21 protein-coding genes are annotated in these 21,495 nt (G+C 67.7%); 9 read left to right on the forward strand and 12 right to left on the reverse strand.

Annotated features, from left to right (window positions below; translation table 11 throughout):
* Nucleotides 1–382: 382 nt before the first annotated feature.
* Both RIN75_RS26510 and RIN75_RS26515 read right to left on the reverse strand, forming a co-directional pair.
* A complete protein-coding gene (locus RIN75_RS26510; RefSeq protein ID WP_309114741.1) occupies nt 383–1,036 on the reverse strand; it encodes an HAD family hydrolase in 654 nt (217 codons plus the stop codon).
* 101 nt (nt 1,037–1,137) lie between these two features.
* Nucleotides 1,138–4,839 (reverse strand): patatin-like protein, encoded by a 3,702-nt coding sequence (locus RIN75_RS26515; RefSeq protein ID WP_309114742.1) that lies wholly within the window; start codon nt 4,837–4,839, stop codon nt 1,138–1,140.
* Between the two features lie 425 nt (nt 4,840–5,264).
* Here RIN75_RS26515 and RIN75_RS26520 point away from each other — a divergent pair, with 425 nt between their 5' ends.
* Together RIN75_RS26520 and RIN75_RS26525 are read left to right on the forward strand one after the other, a co-directional pair.
* Nucleotides 5,265–6,584, forward strand: a complete 1,320-nt coding sequence (locus RIN75_RS26520; protein ID WP_309114743.1) for a helix-turn-helix transcriptional regulator — start codon at nt 5,265–5,267, stop codon at nt 6,582–6,584.
* A 101-nt stretch (nt 6,585–6,685) separates the two neighbouring features.
* The gene (locus RIN75_RS26525; RefSeq protein ID WP_309114744.1) at nt 6,686–7,234 is read left to right on the forward strand and encodes a 2'-5' RNA ligase family protein; all 549 of its coding nucleotides are present in this window, start codon (nt 6,686–6,688) and stop codon (nt 7,232–7,234) included.
* Between the two features lie 246 nt (nt 7,235–7,480).
* Here the strand turns inward: RIN75_RS26525 and RIN75_RS26530 are convergent, their stop codons facing one another.
* Nucleotides 7,481–8,404, reverse strand: coding sequence for an RNA ligase family protein (locus RIN75_RS26530; RefSeq protein WP_309114745.1), 924 nt, complete (start codon nt 8,402–8,404; stop codon nt 7,481–7,483).
* A 418-nt stretch (nt 8,405–8,822) separates the two neighbouring features.
* On the opposite strand from RIN75_RS26530, the gene RIN75_RS26535 reads away from it, so the two are divergent.
* Nucleotides 8,823–9,035, forward strand: coding sequence for a hypothetical protein (locus RIN75_RS26535; RefSeq protein WP_309114746.1), 213 nt, complete (start codon nt 8,823–8,825; stop codon nt 9,033–9,035).
* Nucleotides 9,036–9,261: 226 nt separating this feature from the next.
* Here the strand turns inward: RIN75_RS26535 and RIN75_RS26540 are convergent, their stop codons facing one another.
* Nucleotides 9,262–9,690: a helix-turn-helix transcriptional regulator gene (locus RIN75_RS26540; RefSeq protein WP_309114747.1), complete on the reverse strand. Its 429-nt coding sequence runs from the start codon at nt 9,688–9,690 to the stop codon at nt 9,262–9,264.
* A gap of 157 nt (nt 9,691–9,847) precedes the next feature.
* Here RIN75_RS26540 and RIN75_RS26545 point away from each other — a divergent pair, with 157 nt between their 5' ends.
* The gene (locus RIN75_RS26545; RefSeq protein ID WP_309114748.1) at nt 9,848–10,492 is read left to right on the forward strand and encodes a helix-turn-helix transcriptional regulator; all 645 of its coding nucleotides are present in this window, start codon (nt 9,848–9,850) and stop codon (nt 10,490–10,492) included.
* On the forward strand, nt 10,489–11,058 hold the full coding sequence (locus RIN75_RS26550) for a hypothetical protein (RefSeq protein WP_309114749.1): 570 nt from the start codon (nt 10,489–10,491) through the stop codon (nt 11,056–11,058). The genes RIN75_RS26545 and RIN75_RS26550 overlap by 4 nt, the downstream gene beginning before the upstream one ends.
* Here RIN75_RS26550 and RIN75_RS26555 read toward each other — a convergent pair.
* The gene (locus RIN75_RS26555; RefSeq protein WP_309114750.1) at nt 11,051–11,212 is read right to left on the reverse strand and encodes a hypothetical protein; all 162 of its coding nucleotides are present in this window, start codon (nt 11,210–11,212) and stop codon (nt 11,051–11,053) included. The two genes, RIN75_RS26550 and RIN75_RS26555, sit on opposite strands and share 8 nt — an antisense overlap.
* 105 nt (nt 11,213–11,317) lie before the next feature.
* Between RIN75_RS26555 and RIN75_RS26560 the strand changes: the two genes are divergently transcribed.
* Nucleotides 11,318–11,512 carry a hypothetical protein gene (locus tag RIN75_RS26560; RefSeq protein WP_309114751.1) on the forward strand — a complete coding sequence of 65 codons (195 nt, stop codon included), beginning with the start codon at nt 11,318–11,320 and terminating at the stop codon, nt 11,510–11,512.
* Here RIN75_RS26560 and RIN75_RS26565 read toward each other — a convergent pair.
* From RIN75_RS26565 to RIN75_RS26575, 3 genes are read right to left on the reverse strand one after another with little or no spacing between them, the layout of a single operon-like run.
* Entirely contained in the window at nt 11,502–11,870 is a 369-nt protein-coding gene (locus tag RIN75_RS26565; RefSeq protein WP_309114752.1) for a helix-turn-helix transcriptional regulator, read from the reverse strand. The two genes, RIN75_RS26560 and RIN75_RS26565, sit on opposite strands and share 11 nt — an antisense overlap.
* Before the next feature lie 16 nt (nt 11,871–11,886).
* Nucleotides 11,887–12,228, reverse strand: a complete 342-nt coding sequence (locus RIN75_RS26570) for a hypothetical protein (RefSeq protein ID WP_309114753.1) — start codon at nt 12,226–12,228, stop codon at nt 11,887–11,889.
* Complete coding sequence (locus RIN75_RS26575) at nt 12,225–12,527, reverse strand: hypothetical protein (protein ID WP_309114754.1); 303 nt, start codon at nt 12,525–12,527, stop codon at nt 12,225–12,227. Before RIN75_RS26575 ends, RIN75_RS26570 begins: the two co-directional genes overlap by 4 nt.
* 436 nt (nt 12,528–12,963) lie before the next feature.
* Here RIN75_RS26575 and RIN75_RS26580 point away from each other — a divergent pair, with 436 nt between their 5' ends.
* Together RIN75_RS26580 and RIN75_RS44230 are read left to right on the forward strand one after the other, a co-directional pair.
* A complete protein-coding gene (locus RIN75_RS26580) occupies nt 12,964–13,581 on the forward strand; it encodes a hypothetical protein (protein WP_309114755.1) in 618 nt (205 codons plus the stop codon).
* A gap of 80 nt (nt 13,582–13,661) precedes the next feature.
* The gene (locus tag RIN75_RS44230; protein ID WP_375296026.1) at nt 13,662–13,838 is read left to right on the forward strand and encodes a zf-HC2 domain-containing protein; all 177 of its coding nucleotides are present in this window, start codon (nt 13,662–13,664) and stop codon (nt 13,836–13,838) included.
* Nucleotides 13,839–14,870: 1,032 nt separating this feature from the next.
* Here the strand turns inward: RIN75_RS44230 and RIN75_RS26585 are convergent.
* The 4 genes from RIN75_RS26585 to RIN75_RS26600 form a co-directional block, all read right to left on the reverse strand.
* On the reverse strand, nt 14,871–15,332 hold the full coding sequence (locus tag RIN75_RS26585) for a hypothetical protein (protein WP_309114756.1): 462 nt from the start codon (nt 15,330–15,332) through the stop codon (nt 14,871–14,873).
* Nucleotides 15,320–15,601 (reverse strand): hypothetical protein, encoded by a 282-nt coding sequence (locus RIN75_RS26590; protein WP_309114757.1) that lies wholly within the window; start codon nt 15,599–15,601, stop codon nt 15,320–15,322. Before RIN75_RS26590 ends, RIN75_RS26585 begins: the two co-directional genes overlap by 13 nt.
* A gap of 100 nt (nt 15,602–15,701) precedes the next feature.
* Entirely contained in the window at nt 15,702–17,981 is a 2,280-nt protein-coding gene (locus RIN75_RS26595; protein WP_309114758.1) for a DUF262 domain-containing protein, read from the reverse strand.
* Nucleotides 17,978–19,681, reverse strand: coding sequence for a DUF262 domain-containing protein (locus RIN75_RS26600; RefSeq protein ID WP_309114759.1), 1,704 nt, complete (start codon nt 19,679–19,681; stop codon nt 17,978–17,980). The genes RIN75_RS26595 and RIN75_RS26600 overlap by 4 nt, the downstream gene beginning before the upstream one ends.
* Nucleotides 19,682–20,237: 556 nt before the next feature.
* Here RIN75_RS26600 and RIN75_RS26605 point away from each other — a divergent pair.
* Nucleotides 20,238–21,488, forward strand: a complete 1,251-nt coding sequence (locus RIN75_RS26605) for a helix-turn-helix domain-containing protein (protein ID WP_309114760.1) — start codon at nt 20,238–20,240, stop codon at nt 21,486–21,488.
* Nucleotides 21,489–21,495: the final 7 nt, after the last annotated feature.

Consider the following 21,495-nt stretch of genomic DNA (forward strand, 5'->3'; position numbering starts at 1 on the left):
CCCCCGTCTTCGTTCGCGTCGACGACCCACCTGCTGACCTTCCGGGTCGCGCTGCGCCACCAGCGCTTACGTATGGCCTACACAGCGGCGCATCGGCGGCGGCCGTAAGCCCGCGAACACCTCATCGAGGCCCAGCGGGTCGCGCGAGGAGTGTGCGAAGGCATCTACCACGGCAACGGCGTTCGCGGGCGCCCGAACGAGGCGTTCACCTGCATCCAGTCCGCCAAGAGCACCGCCCCGCAGCACACCCACGGACATCCGCAGGTGAAGCAGATCCTCGGCAACGTCCTGAGCACCTGGCGCCACGTTGACGAACAACTCCTCGACCTCGCCGTGTGGGCGAAAGTCGACGCACGGAGGTAACCGTTCGGGGCGCCCGACCTCACCCCGCGGTCGAAGCGATGACCCCGGGAAGCTCCATGAGCGAGTCGATCACCCAGTCCGCGTTCGCCCGCACAACAGGATCGTCCGCCCACAGAAAACCCCACGGACCGCGGCGGACCATCGCCGTGCACAAACCAGCCGTCCTCGCCGGGACGATGTCGTTGTCACGATGATCACCGACATAGAGCACGCTCTCGGCCGTCCCGCCCGGCGTCATCGCGACCACCCGGCGGAAGAACTCCGGCGAAGGCTTCGCGACACCCCACTCACCAGAGGTGGCGATCCCGTCGATCGGCAGCGCCAGCTCACGCAGCAGCTCAGCGGCGCGGACCGTCTGATTCCCCGCGATGCCGACCCACAGATCAAGTTCCTTCAGCCTCGCCAGAGCCGGACGGGCGTCCGGGTACAGATCCTCTTCGTCGAACCGCTCGCCCTTACCGGCTTGTTCGCGAAGGATCCGCTCCCAGCCGACGTCGAAGCCCGGCTTGAAGTACGCGAAGGTCTCCGCGTTGTCCCGACCGGCCGCGGTCACGGCACCCAGCACGGTCGAGAACGTGTGTCGGGAGACCCCAATCCAGTCCGCCCAGGCACCCCACTCGCGCGAGTCGTCCAACAGCGTCTCGCCCACATCGAACACGACCGCGGAGATCACGGACTACACATACGGCATCCACCGCGGGTGTGGCCAGTCGAGCGCCGGGCCGCCATGGCTGACGACGGCGCGCGCTCGTGTCGTTCGTCATTCCTCTGCTGCTACCCGTGCCAGGACCGCGCGATGCGGTGGGCGAGTCGGGCCGTCGCCTTCGTCGGCCTGAGCTGGCCTTCGGCGTCGCGTTCGACGAGGAACCGGTAGAGCTGGGCGCGGTCGGCCAGCCGTGCCTGGAGCGCTTCCTGGATGCTGGGCGAGTAACCCAGGTCGGGCGCCTGTCGGATCAACTGGCGGATGATGTCCCGCCGCGCCCGCAGCGGCAGGAGCCAGCCGACGACCAGCGTCAGCGACAGGCCGAACACGAGCGCGGTGCCGAGGACGGCTTGCCAACCGGGAAACCGGAGTCCCGACAACAGCAGCGCGTCCACGACGAGCAGGTAGGCGCAACCGTAGACGAACGCCCATCCGGCCGTGGCGATGGCGGGCGCTTCGGCCGGCGACTGCACCCAGGCACCTGAGCGCAGCGTCCAGCGCTGGAGGCCGCGGGTGGCCCGGAAGGTGGCCCAGCCGCCGAAGACCATCACCGCGACCGTGGCGACAACGGTCGCCCAGGCTGGCGGGGTGAGCCAGTCCATCCGGTACAGCCGATACCTGACGACCACCCAGAAAGCGGCGCACAGTGCGGCGACGAGCAACACCCTAGGGAGCAGAGAGGAAACGAAGCGGAAGTCCCGCAGCCACGCGAGTGCCGCGCTGAGCGGAGGCCGGATCGGCGTAGGCAGGCTTCCCAGGATGATCAGCGCGAGGACGATCAGGGCGACGCCGCCGAGTGCGACCGCGCCGGTGGTGACCGCTTCCTTGGCGGTCGGCGTGGCGGCGACCGAGGTCTGCGCGCGGCCGAGGGCGACGCCGATCAGTGGCAGCACGGGGGACAGCAGCACGAGCGCGTGGAGCAGGGTGCCGGTACGGAGTGCGGAGTAGCCGACGGCGGCGAGCAGCCATGCCCCGCCGAGTGCCGCGGCCGGCCCGGTGGCCGCCGCGGGCAGCAGGTTGAACACGGCGAGTACCAGCAGACCGCCGCTGACGATGACGTCGACCAGACCGAGCAGGTGTGCCCACTTGCGTCCGCTGGTGAGCCGGTTGATGGTCCAGTAGGGCAGCAGGGCGGCGCCGCGCACCGCCCGGGTGAGCGGTTTCGCGGGCGCGAGACCGGAGTTCTCGCTGTCGGCGACGGTCAGGGCCACGGAGCCGGCGGTGACCGCCATGCGGATCATGTGGTCGCTGCGCACCTCCTCGTCGAGGGGTTCACGGCTGATGCCGGCCTTGTCGAAGGCGCGCAGGGCGCGGATGCCGATCGCGGCGCGGGTGGTGGGCGACGCGTCGATGCCCGCGCCATCGATGCTGTCCAGCAGCGATTGGTGCGCCTCCAAGAACAGTTCGCCGCGGGTGTGCCTGCTGCCGCTCTCTTTCCGGTCGGCGAGGATCGCCATGCGCAGAGCCGGCAGTTCCTCGGTGATGATGTGCACGTGCAGGCCCCAGGCGGCGAGATCGGCCAACTCGCGTGCGGTCGGGGGCAGGTCGGACGGGTCGTCCGCGGTGTAGATCCCGGTGAGTTCCTGCCGCGCCCTGGCGATCGTGCCGGCGATCTCGGGCAGACTGCCGCCGAACATCGTCTCAACCAACTGGTCGACGAACCGGTCCGCGCGCTCGCGTGGATCGGTCGACTCCGAGCCTGGGTTCAGCCGGTCAAGCAGGTGCAGCCGCCGCGGGTCGAACAGCACGCGGCACAGGATCGTCGCGGTGTCCAAACGGCCCCAGATCCAGTCGTTGACACGCCAGGACCTCTTGAGGAAACCGGACAGCCGGCTCAACGACGTGCTGCCGACCTTGTCCGCCGGCGTCCGGCTCGTCTCGGCGAAGGGAGGTGTGGTCTGGAGCGTGACGTCGACGAGTTCGGCAGGTTCGTCAAGCCGCCCTCCCGCTCTCTCGGACAGGCACGTCGCCGCGACATCCCACGCGATCAGCCGCGACAGCCACAGCGCCGGGCCGCCGTCCACTCCTGCGGCGGACTCCGCCGTGGTGGGCTCGGCGACCAGGAGCGTGCGCCATTCGACCAATCCGCCCAGTCGCACCCGCTGCTCGTCCAGACTTGTCACAACGTTGTGCACCACCTCGACGGCGTCACCGATCCGCTGGACCTGCTCGCGCACCCGTGCGCCCACGGACTTCTTCTTCTCGCCCGGTTCGAGCATCTGCGCGGCGTAGGCCTCCAGCCAGAAAGACCAACTGGTCGCGTCGAGCACCTCTGTCGGCCCGGGCATGATCTGGTTCAGTTCGCGGCGCAGCTCCCTCAGCTGTGCCTTGACGTCGTGTAGTTGCGCGCGGGCCCTCGCCACCAGCGGGGCGTCGTCGTCCGGCACAACCCACGCCAGGCGCTTGAGCAGGTCCATCGCGGAGGAGACCAACTCCAGCGCGGTCGACATGCCCCACGGCCAGCCCGACTCCGGCAGCGGACTCGGCGGTGGTTCGCGGTCGACGTACGGCAGCAGCCTGTTCCTGTACAGCCATTGTCGTTGAGCGACCTCGATGTCGGCGCGCATCCGTTCGTAGGTGAAACCCGGCAGGCCGCCCACCCCCATCTCCATCCGCAACGCCGCCACGTCCTGGGCGGTGTGCCGGATGCGGAGATCCTCGTAGACTCCGTACAGCGTGGCGGCCAAGCCGTACATCCGGTCGACCGCGTCGTCCGGATTCCCCGAGGCCTCCACGATCACCCGCCGAAGTACGTTCACCCGTCCGGCCCGCACCGCGGCGGCCCGGCGGTTGTGCTCATAGATACCCGTGGCGAACCGCTGGGTGTTCTGGTCGGCCATCGCGCTGAGCAGCCGGGCTGCCGCGCCGAACGCACTGGGCGGCGCACCGGCTTTGGACGCTTGAAACACGTCATCGGGCGCGGTCTGGGGCGATACGAGCAGCACCGTCCGGCGCACTGGTCCTTCGGCCGGCATCCGGTCGATCGCGCCGAGCACCTCTCGCACCGGCGCGTTGGCCAGCAGCCCGCCGTCGACCGCGTGCCGCGACCTGGGGCTCGCCCCGTCCGACCACGACGCCACTGACGACATGTCGATCGCCTCGGTCCAGGCGCCGGGGTCGACGGGGATGAAGGCCGGCTCGAAGGCAAACGGGAAGGAGGCCGACGCCCTCGCGGCCAGCGCCAACTGGTCGATCAACTGAGACTCGGCGAGTCCGGCGAAGTCGTCCCGACCGTCGGGACGGGGGTCGCGGCGGAACGAGAAGCTCGCCGGGTACCTCGACCGCACGACGGCTTGACCGAGGTCGTCTTGGGCGAGGTAGGGAATGCCGGGCAACAACGTCGTGGTGATGCGCAGGTCCATCGGGCGATCGCCGGTCTCTGCACGCGTGGCGTCGACGGTGAGCCGGTTCAGCGCCTCCCTCAGACGAGGCAGCACGTAATCGTCGCCCTTGAGCAGGGACACCGGCTCGCCTTCGAACGGGGTGCGCAGCATCTCCTCCATGTGGCCCTCGTCGACCCACACGTCCCTCAGCCGTGACAGATCAGCACGGTCGTTGAGCTGCGCGAGGGCCAGCGCGGCCCCGTTGATACCACCCGCTGACGTCCCGCAGACGACGTCGGCGCGGGCCGAGCAGTTGACGAGGTCGAGCAGGTGCCAGTAGTGGCCGTGCCCCTTGCTCAGGCGGTCGACCTCCAATACGGCTCCACCCATCCACACCGCGCTGCTGACTCCGCCGTTGAGGATGACGGCGAACCTGATCTCTTGGCGCACGCGACCCCCGCAATCATTCCCGGTCATCTGAATAATCGCGTGCAGGCCCCAACTGGTTACGCAACGTGCCAGCGGGTCACACGACTCGGTTCGCAAGCCCTGGAGTCAGCACGTTGCGAGTATCGGTGGTTGCCGGGCTCGAAGCCGGGATCGACTGGTGTGCCATCGCGTTCAACCAAGCGTTGCGGTACCTCCACCGCATCATCCGATTGAGCGCTCCTCACGGGTGGCTTGCTCGGTCGCTCAACGGTCGAGCCCGCCAGCTCCACGACCTCGACGGTTTTGCAGCATCCTTTTGACGAATGGCTCGACGCCCGCCGTGTGCTCCTGTCTGTCTAGTATCCAGCGGTACGATTACTGAGGGCGGCAAGTCGACTACATGTCGTACGGCCATCTGTTGCGGGTACTGAGCGAACGGAGCCACGGTGATCGAGGAGCCGGGGGACGACGCCGAGCCGCGGTCGGCGCACGCTCGCTTGCGCCATGCGCTCAAGGCGGCTCGGGATGGCGCAGGGCTGAGTCAGGCAGAACTCGGCGCGCTCGTCGGGTACACCCGCCAGTACGTGTCGTTGGCCGAGCGCGAAGGGCACAATCTGCCTTCGCACGAGCTGGTGGCGGCGATCGACCAAGCGCTCGGTTCGGGCGGAACCCTGGTTCGACTGCGGGATGCGGCTCGACAGGAGCAGTTGCGAGGGCGAAACCGATCGTCGTCGACGGCGCGTCCGCCGATGCCCAACACCGTGGAGGAGCTGCTGATGAGCGCGGCCGGAGAGTCCTCGGAGTTCCTGGCCTGGGCAGAGTCCACCAATGTCGGTGACCTCACTATCGAGCAGATGCACGACGAGATTCGGCGCATCGCCCACTCCTACCTCAAGGTTCCGACACTCCCGCTGTTCGCCCGTGCCAAAGGGCTGCGAAACCGGGCGTTCACGATCCTGGGCGGACACCAGGACCCTCGCCATACCCGTGAGCTGTATGCCGCGGCCGGGTGGTCGCTGACCATCTTGGCGTGGATCTCGGTGGACCTGGGGCGCGCCGATGCCGCCCGGGATCACGCCCGTGCCGCGTGGATGTGCGCCGAGCGGGCCGATCACAACCCGTTGCGCGCGTGGGTGCGCGCCACCCAACACACGGCAGCGTTCTGGCAGGCCGACTACGACACCGCCGCCGGTTACGCCACCGACGGGCTGAACTACGTCGGCACCGGCACGGCGGAGCTGTTCCTGCACAGCGCTCGCGCGTTGGACTTGGCCCGCGCGGGGGACACCCAGGCGGCGGAAACCGCGCTGCACCAGGCACAGCGCGTCGCGGACACGGCAGTTCGCGCGCAGGACGAGCTGGCCGGCCCACTGACCTGCACCGTCGATCGGGCCGGGTCGCTGTGGTCGGACACCGAGCTGGCGTTGGGCCGAGCCGACAACGCCCTCTCGCTCGCTGACCGGGCTGTCGCGCAGTTCGAAGCCGCTCCTGAGGAGCAGCGCAACTTCGGCTCCGAGCGGATGACCCGACTCCAGCAGGTCAAAGCGCATCTGGCGCTCGGTGACCTGCGCTCGGCGGAGGACGCGCTCGTGCCGGTGCTGGACACACCGTCCACCCAGCGCGTCCGCCCCCTGGTGCACCGCGTGACCGAGGTCGGGACGCTGGCCGCGCAGGCGGGTGGAACCTCAGACCCGGCGATCAGGCGGATCCGCGCCGCCGTCACGGACTTCCGCAACGACACCGTGGTGAGGGAGCTGACCGCGTGAGCGACCTTGAGCCGATGCGGGACCACTGGTGGTGGAGGCCAGGCTGGAGGGTCGGCAGGTCGTTCTACACCTGGCACATCACCTTCGCCGACCAGCCCGGGATGCAGGGCTTCGTCGCCGACTACGCCCCTGTGCTCGCTCGGCTTCCGCAACTCGACCCCGTCCCGGCACGATGGCTCCACCTGACGCTGCAAGGGCTTGGCTTCACCGACGAGATCGACCCCGGCGATGTGGACCAGATCGTCGCGGCCACCCGTAAGCGTTGTGCCGAACTGGAGCCGTTCACCGTCACGCTCGGCCCGGCCCACGTCGATCCCGAGACGATCCAAGCACCCGCCAGGCCGCTGGAACCCCTGGCGGAACTGCGTTTGGCGATCCGAGCCGCCATCAGTGACGTGTGGGGACAGGACAACGTGCCAGAACCCGAAGTCGGGTTCCGCGCCCACGTCAGCCTCGGCTACAGCAACACAGCCGGGCCAGCCGAGCCCGTCGCCGCCGCACTCCGCGTCCACGATGGACACACGGTCGAGGCGGTCGTCTCGTCCGTGTCGCTGATCGACCTCAACCGGGACCGCAAGGCGTATGAGTGGACGGAAATCGCGTCGGTCGGACTGGGTGCCGGACGACACCCGTCAGCATCTACAAACTGACCACCGCGCCGTCCCGACCTCCATGTGCACGGGTTCCGCTAGTGAGGGCCGGTTGGCGGCCCCTTGGACTGGCGTGTCGTCCACACCGCCAGACATGCGATGATCAGCGGGATTCTGGAACGTCTCTCGGCGCAGGCCGTGTAGGGCAGCGCCGGGGCGCGTTCCGGCGAGGACCGCACCAGCGCTGCCGCTGGGGTCGCTCATGCACTCCCGAGCGAACTGGCACGTGGATGACGAGCTTCTGGGTTATGCGTTCGGATAAGGCGCGGATCCGGAGCACCGCGGTCGGTGGCGGAATCGGCCGAACTCCACGTTGGGGTCCGCTTCGACTTCGACGACGAGTCGTGGGTGTACCGGCAGGTAGGTGGCGGCCGGTTGGCCTGGCAGGCCGCCGACGGGGCCTGGGAGGGTGGTTCGCTCCGCGCCCGGGATCGGGGTCAGGCGGCCGCTGAGGTTGGCGCGGATGGTGCGGGTGAGCGGTAGTGACAGGCCGACGGCGCGGAGTTGGCCGTGTCCGTCGGATTGGGCCAGGACGAGTGCGTCGGGGTGGCCGACGGTTCCGGTGACCCCGATGACGACGGCGTCGACGCGTTCCTGGTGACGGACCTTGATCCAGTCGCGGTGGTTGCCGAGGTAGCGGCCGTCTGCGTGTTTGGCGACGACGCCCTCGATCCCGACGGCGGCGAAATCGGGGTTGAGCCAGGCCAGGGCGGCTTGTCGGTCGGTGGTGGCGGGAGTGAGTGCGATGGGTGGCCGGACGGGCGTGAGGGTTTGTTCGAGGAGTTCGCGGCGTGTGCGGTAGGGCTGGTTGCGGAGGTCGTGGTCGTCGTTGGCGAGCAGGTCGAAGGCCATGAAGTGGATGGTGATGCCTTCGGTGGCGCGTCGGCTGGGTGCTGACTGCAGTGCGGCGAAGTCCAGGCGCCCGCCGCGCAGTGCGACCAGTTCGCCGTCGAGGACGACATCGCCCAGATGTCGGCGCGCGGCGTGCACGATCTCCGGGAAGCGTCGGGACAGGTTGGCGCCCGATCGGGAGTGCAGCACGCCTCGGGCGAGGTGCAGGCAGCCGCGCCACCCGTCGTGCTTGGGTTCGAACCACCAGCCGGGCGCGTCCGGGACGGTGCGCTCCGGCTGTGCGAGCGCCAGCGGTACCGGCGGGTCGAGGACTGGCATCGGCAGTGGCTCCCGAACTCCCCGCTTCTGAGGCTAACGCGAACGTCGTAGCGGCGCGCGGCTTCGAGCACTTGGGCGCGGTGGCGGGGAGGGCGCGGTGCGCTGGGTTTGCGGTGCGTTTGCGGCTGGTGACGTGGCTTGGGAGGGTCATTCGCATTGGCTGGGAGTGGTCGAACCTGTGTTCGGCTGGTCGGGTGGGTTGGTTCGACCGTGTTCCGCCGGCTTCCCAACGGTATTTGTGGCCTTCGGGGAAGGTGTGATGGCGGGTGGGGTTGGCAGCATCACCTCGATGCCCTGATCGGGTGCAAAACCACCGCCGATGTGGTGACGCGAACCAGGCTGTCGACAGAGCGTGCCTCAGTGTCCGATCGTCCTGATCGCCCCCTCGACGAGATGGAGGCCGTCTGCGGCTGTTCCTGTGAACCTGGACAAGCAGCTGGACAAGGCTTACGAGAACCTTGACCTGTCGGCGATCCTCGACGCCCCGGTCGACGGCCTGGCAGGCGTCAGCGCGGGCGACGTGGAGAAGCTGGCCGCGGCGTTCAACATCAAGATCGTTCGGCAACTCGGCACCAACAAGCACTTCACTCTCGCCGCGAGCCTGGTCCAGCTGGAACAGGCCACCAGCTGACGCGCGAGCGGTCCGGACGGTGCGGGTTCGATCGCCCGCAGCGCAGACCGTCCTCCAAGATCGAGGCAGTCCGCCTCGCGGATGGGATCCGGACTTGCCCAGCGGCTTGAGCCGGTAGCGGAACCGGCCGATTTCCCCTGCCCGCGCTCGCTGCACTCGAAGTCGGTCTCACCACGTTTGGCCTTATGAACGAGCTGTCCGGCGGGACTTGTTCGGAGAGTGCGGCTCAGGACGGCGGCAAGGCATGCTGATTGTCAGTCGGGACGATCAGCCAGCCTGACCGCACAGGACTCCCTGGTTGCGGTGAATCCTGCCCGTGGCACCGATGGTGTAGGTGGGCAAGGCGGCTGCCGAGTTCGGCGAGGATCGCGGTGTCGCTGAGTCCGGCGGGATCGGGTTGGGCGTGTCGTAGGTCGGCTTCTTGGGCGGTGATCAGGTCGGCCGCGACCATGACCTCCAGCAGCGGGCTGCCGAAGAAGGCGGCGAGTGTTCGTGCGGTCTCGATGGTGATCTTGCTTCCGCGTCGCCAGGCGCTGAACTGGCTGCGGTTGAGACCGGTGGCTCGGGCGAGGTCGCCCGTGGACAAACCTTGGGCGGTCAACCGGGACTCGACGTAGGTCCACAGGCGGGGCGGAGTGTCGATGGTGGGACACATGCCATGTGTGTAGCGCGCGCAGGCAAGACGTCGCGTGCACGCTACCTTCATTCGTGGTTCTGGGTGCTGCCGCGCCGGAGTTACGATGACAGGCGGAACTGCATCCGCTACTGCGCGTGGTCGGCCTGGTGCCTCGGCGCGTATCGGACGGGGCGTCATGACCCGGGAGCACCGGCCCGTCGGTGAGACGGTCTCGGCCGCGGCGCGGCTGCGTCGGGAGATCAAGTCTTTGCGTGGCGAGGTCAGTCAGGCGAGGTTGGCGGCCCGCATCGGCTACACCCGCCAGTACGTGTCGATGGCGGAGCGGGAGAGCCACAACCTGCCCTCGCGGGAGTTGGTGGGCGCGATCGACGATGCCCTCAGCGGGGGCGGCAGGTTGCTGGTGTTGTACGAGGAGGCGCGGCGGGAGCAGCGGCGGCTTCGTCGTCGGGGTCGTGTGGCCGGGCCGTCGGGGGAGGTGAGTGCTGGTCCGGTTACCCGTCCCGGGGCTGTGCGGTTCGTGGCGGCGGCGTTGGACGCCCTGCATCGTGACTACCAGGCGGCGCGCTACCACACGGTGGAAATCCGCCTGCCGGACGTGATCGACGCGGTGACCGCGTTGTGCCACGCCGGCGAGGGTGAGCGTCGCGTCCGGGCGTTGAGGCTGCACAGTGGTGTCATGGCGCTGAAGGCGAAGTCGACCAAGCTGGATGACGGTGTGACCGCGTACGCCGCGGCGGGCCAGGCTCTGGACTCGGCCGACGAAGCCGAGGACCTGATCAGCCGGCCGCCGCGTCCTACCAGCTTTCCTGTGCGCTGGTGAAACTCGACGGGGTCGAGGATGCCGAACGCAACGCGGTCGAGTCCGCGGACCTGGTCCGCGGTGACGGCCCGGCTGAGCTGACCTGGCGCGGATCGCTGTCGCTGATCGCGGCGATCATCGCCGCCCGGCGGGTCGATGCCGCGGAGGCGAGGGCACGCCTGGAGCAGGCGGAGTCGTTGGCGCGGCGGCTGGGTCGTGACGGCAACATCGGGTTCAGCGCGTTCGGGCCGACCAATGTGACGATCCACCGCATGTCGGCGGCGGTCGCGCTGGACGATCCCGATACGGTGCTGGCGCTGGGGGAGCGGCTCGACGTCACGGCGATGCCCGAAGGGCTGCACGGGCGGCAGGGCCAGTACCACCTGGACAGCGCGTGGGCGCACGGTATGCGGAAGCGGGACGCGGAGACGGTCATCCACCTGCTGGAAGCCGAACGGATCGCGCCCGAGTTGCTGGGCACCAGCCGCACCGCACGCCAGGTGGTGAAGGACCTGATGGGCCGTGAGCGCCGCCATGCCGTTCCGGGACTGCGCGGTCTGGCCGGCCGGGTCGGTGTCCTCACGTGACCGCCCCGCGGTGGGTGTACCTGGTCGCGTCGGCCGCACCACCCGTACTGCGCATCGAGAGCATGGTCGAACTGCTGACCGGGGCGGGCTGGAACGTCGGCTTGATCGCCACACCGACCGCCTCGTCCTGGGTCGACCTGGACGCGATCGGCACCCGAACCGGGTGCCTGGTCCGGGTGACCGCACGGCCGCCTGGTCAGGACACGTCGTTGCCGCGCGCGGACGCGGTGTTGGCCGCGCCGTTGACGTGTCCGCGGACGTGCCGATCATCGCCGCGCCCTGCGTCAAGGCGCTGCTGCGTGCGCATCCGGCCTATGGCGAGAGTATCCCCAGGTTGACCGCCGCGGGGGTGAGGATGCTCGACCCCGACACCATCACCAGTCGCGGGCCCGACGGGCTGGCCGCGTTCGACTGGCCCGGGATCGCCGGTGAGCTGGCACGGCTCACCGGATAGCCGTCGCGCTGTCAGCGTCGGATCCTCGGCCTTCCTGCAGTCGGCGTTGCACCTCGGCGACCAGTGCCTTGGCGCTGTAGTCGGCGAGCCGGCGAGGGGCACCCTCCATCCTCGCTTCGTCGGGGGTGATGACGCCGCCGATGACGAGGAGTTCGAGGAGGGGTTTGTCGAAGAACTTGGCCATGGCTCGGGCGGTGTCGATCGTCATCGACTTGCCGCGCCGCCAGTCGGTGAGCCGGCTGCGGTGGATGCCGAGCGCACGGACCATGTCGCCGGTGTCCAGGTCGCGATCGGCCAGGTTTTCGACGATGTACGCCCAGAGCGGCGACGACGGGGTGGTGTTGTGCTTGGTGTTCACGGGTCTTCCACCTGGTTCAGAGTCGGTCGCGGTCCTGCCGGTCGGCGTCGTGGGAGCGGTGGGCCGCCCACACGAGGTGGAGCTGCGCTCCGGTGTCCTGGAAGTGGCGCAGGGCGCGTTCGGGGGAGGTCGTGTGCACGTGGTGGCAGCCGTCGACGGAGACCACGTCGGTGTGCTCGGGAAAAGCCAAGCCCCACGCGAGGATTCCGCAGTCCTCGCCGTCGTACTGCGCCCCGACCGCGAACAGTCCCGGCGTGTGCGCGGCGACCAGGCGGTGAAGGGTCGCCGACGGCGCATGCGGGTCCCCGTCGGCGTCCCGCGCCGTCGCGCTGGTGTGCCTGCGTTGCTTTCCGGTCACCTGGTCACCCTCCTGCCAGCAAGCTCGGACGGCTGGTCGATGATGCCGGGCCGCGCGGCGGGCAGCGTTCCCTCGACACGGCCGCGAATCTGGCGTGGCAGCACGTGGCGCCGGGCCGCGACGGCTTGCGCGGCCTCGGCGAGGTCCGCCGCGAGCTGGCTCTCGATCTCGACCAGCTCGGTGGTGTACTCGGTGGTGCACAACGGGTTCGCCTCGTCCACCAGCCGCACGACGTAACGGCCGAGGTCCTGGTTGACCCGGCTCACCCACGCGACGAACGCCAACTCCTCCTCCGTCACGAGCAACCTCCTTCACCCGCGGCCTTTCCCGGCACAGTGCCTAGTGCTCACACTCCAGGACCCGCACGGCCCGGACATGGCCACCATGGCCGCAGCTACGGGCGTGCGTAAGGGGGCAACAACGTTGCGGGCGCATTTGCCCCCTACGCCACCGCACCTGGTGCCGAAGGTAGAAGCACGCACCACGACGGACATGACCCCGGCACCTCCACGGAAGCACGGGAATCGTTTCGGCCTGCTGATCGCTGGGTCGGTCGAGGAGGTCGTGATCGGCCGATCGTGTCGGACAGGCCGGGAGCTGCCGGTGACCTCGTCGGAGACGCGGTCAGCGCTTCGGCAGCGCGGTCGTTCGTCCAGGTGCATCCACGGGTTAACGCGCCACCGGCCGATCGACGATGCCGCCGGCGGGCGCCGGAAGAACGGAAGTTGACCGTCGATGCCGATCACCGGCCGGATAATGCTGATCGACCTGGAGAACGTGGTCGGCACCAACCGCAAGCCCGCCGCGCTGCGGTCCTTGGTGACCGCGTTCCTGGATGCCGCAGGGCCACATCACCACACCGTGGCGGCCTACGCCGTACACTCTCCCGACAGCAAATCCGTCGCCTCGGTCCTCACCGCGCTCGGCGTGGCGCCGTTGCCGGTCGAACCTGGTCCCGATGCCGCGGAGAACGCGTTGATCGCGCACGCTGTCCGGATGCACCGGGAAGGCTGCTGCCGGTTCACCGTCGCCTCCGGCGACGGCGCGTTCACGAGACTGGCCGACGCCACGAACGCCCGCCTCGACATTCTGGTCTGGAAGGGACAACCGATCGCGACCCGACTGTCCAAGATCGCCGGCACTGTCCAACGTGTCCCCCTCCCGGCCAAAGGTGTGCAGGCAGGTTCCGCTCCATCGGGCCAGGCTGTAGCCCGCAAAGGCTCCGACTACACGTCGACTCTTGTCTCGAGTGACCCGGCGGCCCGCTTGTCGTTGTTCGTGTCAGCGTTGCTGGTCGGCATCGGTGTGGCGTTGGGGCAACGGCTGGTCGACGTTGCGCTTCGCCGACGGTAACCCCGCCGTGCACCGGCGCTCGCCTACCGCGCGGCCGCGAGGGATTGCGGCAGTCCTACGTCCAACAGCACGTCGCTGCGATGCCGGATGACGGCTGCAAGTCCATTGTGGACCGCATTGGTGTATGGATCCGAGACGGCACATCGCGCGGAGAACGTGAGGCTGTGCGCGGGCACCTTGCGGTATGCCGTCGCTGTCGCGACTTGGTCGAGGAACTGGTCGATGTCGCTGGTGGGCTTGCGAGGGTCGCCGCGTGATCATCGTGAGTACGCAAGCTCGAACAGTCACCTGATCAGAACGCCGACCATGTCCATGGCCGCTGGATCTCACCCTTCAAACAAGCCACTCGATGACGAGCCTGCGTGGCTGCCTTCGGGTCGAGGTTCGCACCCTCGGGGACAGCCCCAGGCAAGTCCGGGAAGGCGGACCTACTCCACTGTGGACACACGTCGACAATGCCTGGTGCGCCTGGAACGACAACGGACAACCGAGCTGGGAACGCTTCGGCCTCACCGTCACCCCGACACCCACACACTCTGGCTCGACCACCCGGACAACCCGCTCTCAGAGCTGCTCAGTCGTGCCGACCACAACAAGCCCGAGTGACCGGCACCGCCGTCCTCATCCGCGAAACAATATTGCGGGCGCACTGCACACCGTACGTCCCGTGTCTGCGCCTAACATGACCTTGTGCCTACTCAACGGGCGTCCTCGCCTCCCTGGGTCTACATCGAGAACGAACTCCGCAAGCGCGGGCTGACCACCAGGGATCTCATGCGCGGCCTTGACGCGAGCCGCAGCGCCCTGACCGGCTGGCGCGACGGTCGGTCGATGACCCTGCCCACCGCGCGGTTGATCGCCGCACTGCTCAAGGTCCCCATCCTCGAAGTCCTCGTCGGCACGGGCGTCCTCACCCCGCAGGAGGCTCGTCTCCGACCCGCCGCGGAGCCGGACCCGACCGCCATCCCCGATGGGGGGCTGTTCCTCGAACTCGCCGAGCGTCTCCGAAACCGCCCCTGGCTGTCGTCCTTGGCGTCCACGCCGATGCCGTCGGAGGGCTGCAGTGACGACGCCCCTTGTCGACTTGACGTGGAATCGAACCGTGTTCGAGTGGAATCGGCGGCTCTCCCCGGCCGCCGTGGACGCCCGGAGACGGCGCGTCCGACGCCGACGGTGAAAGGAGAACGGTCATGGACTGGCGGGAACGGCGTGAGTACGAGGACATGGTCGACAGGGTTGCGCCGTGTTGTCGGTTCGCTGCCGTACTGGACGGTGGAAGAACACGACGGTCAACCCGTCGACGTCGAGGGCGATGAGGTTCTCCTGCGGTTGAACAGCCCGTGGAACCCGAATCTGTCGGCGTCTTTTCTCGGCGTTCGACCGGTACCGGCTGCTGGAACTGGTCGCGTTGCTGGAGGTCGTGCCCGAGGGAAGCTGCTCAGCAGCCGGTCGTAGAGTTCGGCGCGGGGCAGGTCACCGTCGTCACGCCGGAGCGCGTCGTCGGTGGCGTCGTAGAGAGCGAGCATCAACAGCAGCAGCGGCTGGATCGCCAGGTCCCGGTGGGCCAGCACGGTGGCCGATGTCAGCGCGCCGCGCCGGCAGTCGTGGAAGAAGTCGGTGTTAATGGCGTTCCACACCTCCAGCCACGACGCGACCTGGTCGTCGGTGAACGGTGCCAGGCGGAGCACGCTCGTGTCGGTGGGAATGCGCATCGACGACGCGACCCCGATACGGCTGGTCACGATGACCACGATCGGGCGGCCCGCCTCAGCGCACGCCTGTTGGAGTTTCTCCACCCTGGCCAGATACGCGACCCCGCCTTCGACAGCAGCTCATGAGCCAACCTCACGAAGTCGGCCTTCGCGTCGAACCAACCCAACAGCTCCGCGAACCCGAACGCCACCCCACCCAGCAACGCCCCGCCGACCAACCGGTCCAACGCCGCCACCAGCTTGTGCTGACGAACACCCAGAAGCCGCACCGCGTCGGCATAGCCGAACCTCTTCGCCAGGCCGCGCATGGTGACAGGCCACCTCGACCGCGAGCGTGCAACTACGACTGCCGTCACCCCATCTAGTGGACCGCTCGGACGGTTTGGTCACGTGAGGCGATGCCGACGACTACAGGCCGGCTTCCACCAGATCGCGGAGGAAAGTCGCGCCGATGATCACGCGGTCCGTCGAGTCCACTAGACCACTACCGAAGTCGTGCTGGGGAACCTTCAGCACGATGCCTTCCCCTGCAGTGTCCACGACGTCGTACCGGCTGCAGATCTCGATGAACGTCGGTCGGAGGGCCTCATGTTCGGGGCCTCGGAGCGCGAAGCCAGTGCTTACACTGCGCATGCCGGCCCCGCTGAGTTCCAGTCGTAGCCACCGAGGGTTCGTCTCGTAGCCGGTAAACCAAGGGTCTTGAACCCGGTCGCCGACTTCGCTAGTCCTCCACACCTCCAGGAGGATCGGGTCCCGGTAGTAGCCGTTGCGTTGTTTTGTGCGGAGCATGCACATGGAGTAGCCCAGCTTTCCGTCCACACCGTAGTAGATTCCTGTATCTCCACTCCTCATAGCCGGGTACTTGACGAGGTAGTAGCGCCAGTCGTAGACGCCGGACGCTTCACGTTCGACGAGCCAGGTGTCCATCACGGCCGCGAAGTGCGCTCCGGCATCATCGTCGGCAGCAGCCAGTCCGTCGAGCAACGTGCCCAGGACAGCTCGAGTGCTCGACAGGTTCTCGTACGTGCCCTCGGTGAGGAGTTGGCGCCACACCGTTTCGTGCTGGGTGGAAGCGGTTCCGAACTGCCAGGCTGAAGACTTGGGTCGCAGGCGCTGGTAGTCGCCCGTGGCTAGCAGAGAACCGGTCAAGCTCATCCACTGACGCGGATCGCCGAATGCTTTCTCGAACGCCTCCGAGCGCTGTCGGAACGTTCCGCTGTCAAGCGCGAACGCGGTGAGGGTGCCTCGTAGGATCGAGTGGTCCTCTAGTCTGCACAGCGCCTCGGTCAACTCCGGGTGGGCCTCGAGGAACTGTTTCTTGCGGAGTTCGTCCTCGACCTGGTTGCGGCTGAACCTGGTCACCGCGCCGAGATCGCCGTTGACGGTGATCTCTTCCACGTCACGGACCAGGGCCGGCATGTTCGGGCGGCGCAGTTCGTCCTCGGAGGCGGCAATGAGGTTCCGGAGGACGCGCAGCCTGCGCGGGAAGTCCGTGGTGTCATTGATCAAATGCAAGAGAACCGCGTACAGCAGAAGGCTCTGCTGCAGACTGAAGGGGCGGAGGCCACCGGCCCGCAGGCACTGCTCGAACAGGGCGGTGCCGTTGAAACCGAAGACAACGACCTTCTGCCAATCGTAGCCGGCGCTGCCTGGAAGCGCCGTGGCGAAGACGCTGTCCAAGAGCCGCTTGATGTGCTCGGCGTCCTGCCACCGGTCAAACGCGCCGAACAGGAAATCCAGGTGCTCGCCGGCCCGAGGGTTGTCCTTGCCGAACACGGCACGTGCCCGAGGGCCGAGGCGGCCGGAGTAGGTGACTCGTCTCTCCCGGAACTCGCAGAGCTCGGTGATGAAACCAAGGTAAGCGGTGAACTCGTCGTCCACGATGTTGTCGCCGCCGTGGAACGGCCAGAGGAGGTCGGACCACGCTCCGTCGATCTTGTGCGCGAACTCGTCGGCACGGACCGAGTGCCGGATGTCCTGCTCGAAGCGCGCTTTGAAACTCTCGAACGAGGTCAGCGGCTTCCCGCGTGAGTTCATCTTGATGTACAGGTCCTCGTCGGACTCCATGTCGTCCAGAGGCAGCAGATAGAACGACACCGCCGGGGACTCGGCGTGGGTGAGGCGCTCCCACGCCGCCTGCGGGTCGAGGTCCGGATGGCGGAGTCGAACTTTTTCGTGGATCGTATCAATCATGACGAGCATCGCCTGGATGGTCGGATCTGCTCGCCACACGTGGAGATACCACGCCTGGTCGATGATCCATTTCGACGGGATGCCTTCGCCGTGAGGTAGCGGGTTGGCGACGAGCCGTTGACAGAAGAGCCGGGCACTCGCACGCGTCGCGTAGGAGAAACGGGTCCACGCTGCCCCGGCGTGCAGGCGGTCGGCGGCCGAGGCGAGGTACCAGTGGAGCAGGAACAGCGTGGTCAGTCGTTGCTGCCCGTCGAGGGGGCGGAACGTCGTTCCCGCGATCCTGCCGTACACGAAGTCCAGGCCGACCGGCTCGCCACCAGCGACCGCGTCCAGGAGCACTTCCAGGAAGTTGGCCCGGATCTCCGTCGCCGCAGGGTCTTTGCGTCCCTGGGCGAAGTCGCGCTGGATGAGCGGAATCTCGATGCTGCCGATGTTCGGCACGTCACCCGCCTGCGCCTCGAAGAGGCCCACGTACGACGTCAAATGACCCTTCACCGAGCAGCCTCCTCGTCGGCCAGAAGATAGTCGCCGAGGATGGTGACCATCTCTTCGAGGTAGTAGGACCGATCTTGCGCACTCCAGAAGTGCATCTGGTGCTCATCGGACGGTGAGTAGTACTTTAGGAACACATTCCTGGTGCAGACGGGAATGTACGAACCCTGCCGGTCGCGATCGAGGACTGCGGCGCGCTTGACGGCGAACACCGAGTTGCTCAGCGCGCTGTTGTCGCCGCCGTCGAGCAACGCGAGGTTGGCGATCGAATCCACGCCACCATCACCCGGATCGTTGCCGGCCGAGAGCAGGACGCTGAGCTCGCGTTCGAGCGGACGGAAGTCTGCTTCGGTTATGGTCGAACTGTCGAGTACCTCATCCAGCCGGTCAAGGACCGCCTTCTTCTCGGTCTGGTCGATCCCGTCGACGACCTTCAGCGCCTTGCGGTGCAGGCGCAGCCACTCCTTCCACTGCTCCGCGCGGTTGAGCTGTTCCGCGTTCTGCGCGTGGATGTGCTCCAGGGACCACCGGCCCAGCGCGTGTTCCCGGAAGGAATACCGTTCGGAGGAGTGCGCCCTCCGGCGAACGGTCTCGACGTTCATGAGCAGCAGTACCCGGCTCGCCTTGGCGCTCGAGTACTCCAACTCCTTCAGGGTTGCCTCGGACAGTCCCAGGTCGTCGCGGATGAGCCGGTCGAGGTCGGCATCAAACGCCGACTTGGGCTTGTCGCGGGACTGGTCGATCAGAGTGCTGAACCGCGTTCCCCTGGCGACGAGGAAGCCGATCTTGTGGAACAGGTCTCGGTTCTCGTACCACCCCAGGACCAGCGAGTGCAGATCGACCACGTCATTCCAGAACTCCTGGGGATCGGCGGTGATCCGCTTCCTGAGCGTCTCGAACGTGTGGAATTGTGGCCGATCACGGCCGGTCGGGCCGCCCGCGATCGTGTCCAACAGGAGGCTGATGTGCGTGGGGTCCTCCGACGCCTTGCCGGTGATGAAGGCCCACAGTTCCGGGTCGCGGAGATCGCGTTCGATGACGTCCCACTGTGCGGCGATCTCGAGTGCTCGGTCGGTCACGCCGGCGTTGTTGCGGCTTCGTGACAGCAGGAGGGCTTTGACGAGCTCGGCGTCCGTCAAGGGGATGCGGCCGACGTTGAGCCGAGTGAAGAGCGTGGTCGCATCGAGATCGTCGGAAGCCTCGTACCAGATTACCCGAACGTGTTCGAAGAGGGCGTCGTAGAACTTGTTCGCGACATATTGACGTCGACTCCCGTGGGCGGCGAACCATGCGCGAATGCACTGGTAGGACTCGTATATGTGGAAGAAGTCGATGTTGTCCTGGCTGCGCTCGGGATCGAGTTCCTCCAGGTAGGCGGCGCTGCCCGGCCGTGTCTCGTACCGGAGGGAGTAGCCGGCACCGGAACTCTGGAGTCCCTCGCTCTTCATGTGCTGGAAGATGAGGAACAGCGTGGTGAGCCGCTGCTGGCCGTCGACAAGCTCCCACGTGTCACCGTGTCGCTTCACGACCACCGGCTGGAGGTAGTAGGGCTTGTCGCGACTCTCCCAGATGTCATCGAGCAGCCTACGCACCTCGACAGTGCCCCACCGGTACCCGCGTTGGTAGGCGGGAACGTAGAACCTGCCCGAGATGTCACCCACGAGCCGGGGCTCCAGATAAGCGTCCCCTCCGGATGCTGTCACGGCCGTTGATCCTAGTGAAGGAGTCCGACATCGAGGATGCCCAAGTCAGAGGACGGGTACCTCGACCGGCGACTGGCGGGACAGCGTCCTGGGGTGCGTCACACGTCCGCGCGGTCGCCTCGGTGGTCTGAGTGTGGATGGATGAGCCGGTGGCCGGGGCGGTCAGGGACCAACCTCATGCGTTGCGCCGGCGGATGTAGGCGGGGAAGGCGACGTTGGATCGGCGTTGCTGCGGTAATCGATGCTGTCGAGGCGAGGTAGCGCAGCGCGGTGAACTTGGCCCGGCTGTCCAACCAGGCACGTTTCAGCGGCGGAGGCGCCGTTGTAGGTCTGTCCGCTCGCGGGCCACAGCGCTCCAATCAGCATTACGAGCGGACATGCCTCCGCCGCCCGCCTCGTCAGAGCGGCTGGTGCAGAAGATCGACGTGCGGCGGGTGGTACGCCAGGCTACGGCCAAGGGTGTAGCCCAGGGCACGCTCCGCCCCGCACGCGACGCTTCGGGCTCTCTGTTGCGATGAAGTCTTCAGTCGACTTGTATCGCCTTATGCCTCTTCCCTTGCGTGGGATCGACCCGTCGCGGCTGGCGGCGCGTCGTGAGGAGTTGGGGCTTACCTGTGAGGCGTTGGCCAAGCGGGTCGGGGTTTCGGCGAGGATGATCTTCTTCTACGAGGAGGGCAGGCATACGCCCACGCCGCAACGGTTGAGGCGGTTGGCTGCGGCGCTGGACTGCGGTGTGGATGTGCTCACGGGTGCCGCCCGTGGGCAGGAAACACTGGTGGATCTGCGGTACACGGCCGGGTTGACCCTGGAGCGGGTCGCGGAGTTGCTGCGGGACTCGGCGGCGGGGCGGGAGTTGCGTGTGTCCGCGTCCAAGATCTCGGAGTTGGAGAGCGGGCGGCCGGTTCGCGGACGGTATTGGCGGGAGCCCGAGATGACGGGCAGGCTCGTCGCTCCGCTGGCGAAGGCTTACAGGGTTCCGGTGCGGATGGTCGTGGACGCGTGGATGCGCACACGCCCTGGTGAACCGGCTCCCGTCGTGGCGCCGCAGCGAAAGCCCGAGGCTTCTGGGATGGCGGCGTTGGCGACCTGGCGGTCGTTGAACGAGCGTCAGCGGGTCTACCTCGGAGAGATCATGCGGGAGGACCGCATGAGGGAGACCGAGATGTGGATGCGGCGAGTCCAGCGTTTGCCCGTGGAGAAAGCGGCGCAGTGGCGGGCGTTGCCGTTGGCGCTGCAGGCACCGCCGTCGGTGGTCGGGTACACCCGGTTGCAGGAGCGGTTGCGTGGACGCGAGGTGCACGACCCCGGTGCGGGGCCGACGATCCACGCGCTGGAACGGCGTGGTCTGGTCGTGGTCACCGAGGACTCGGTGGAGCATCCCGCTGTCGGCACCGTGGGGCGTGTGCTGGTGGAGATCACGCGTCGTGGGCGTGCCGCTGCTCGGGAAGGGTTGGGTGAACCGCGCGATCCCGGCCCGGCGGCGCATCTGCTCTCCGAGTGGTTGTGGGGTGTCGTGGCGCGCGTCGCCGCGGCCGAGCCCGCCGGGTTGGAGGACGACGGGCTGGCCGGTCGTTCGTTGTTCTTCATCGGTGTGGGCTACCGCGGCAGGACTGGTGGGCGGCCGAGTCGTGGCCTGGTGGACTCGGTGCCCGTCATGGCGCCGGGCGGGACGCACGTCGTCGAGTACCGGTGGCGCTTGACGCCGTTGGGCCGCCGTCACGTCGCGGAATTCCTTCACGTTTATCGTGAGCTCTATTCGCATATCGACACTGCCGGGCTCGATCGCCTCGCGGCCGGGGAACCGTAAACAAGAA

The sequence above is a fragment of the Saccharothrix sp. genome (assembly GCF_031180885.1).
Taxonomy (GTDB): domain Bacteria; phylum Actinomycetota; class Actinomycetes; order Mycobacteriales; family Pseudonocardiaceae; genus Actinosynnema.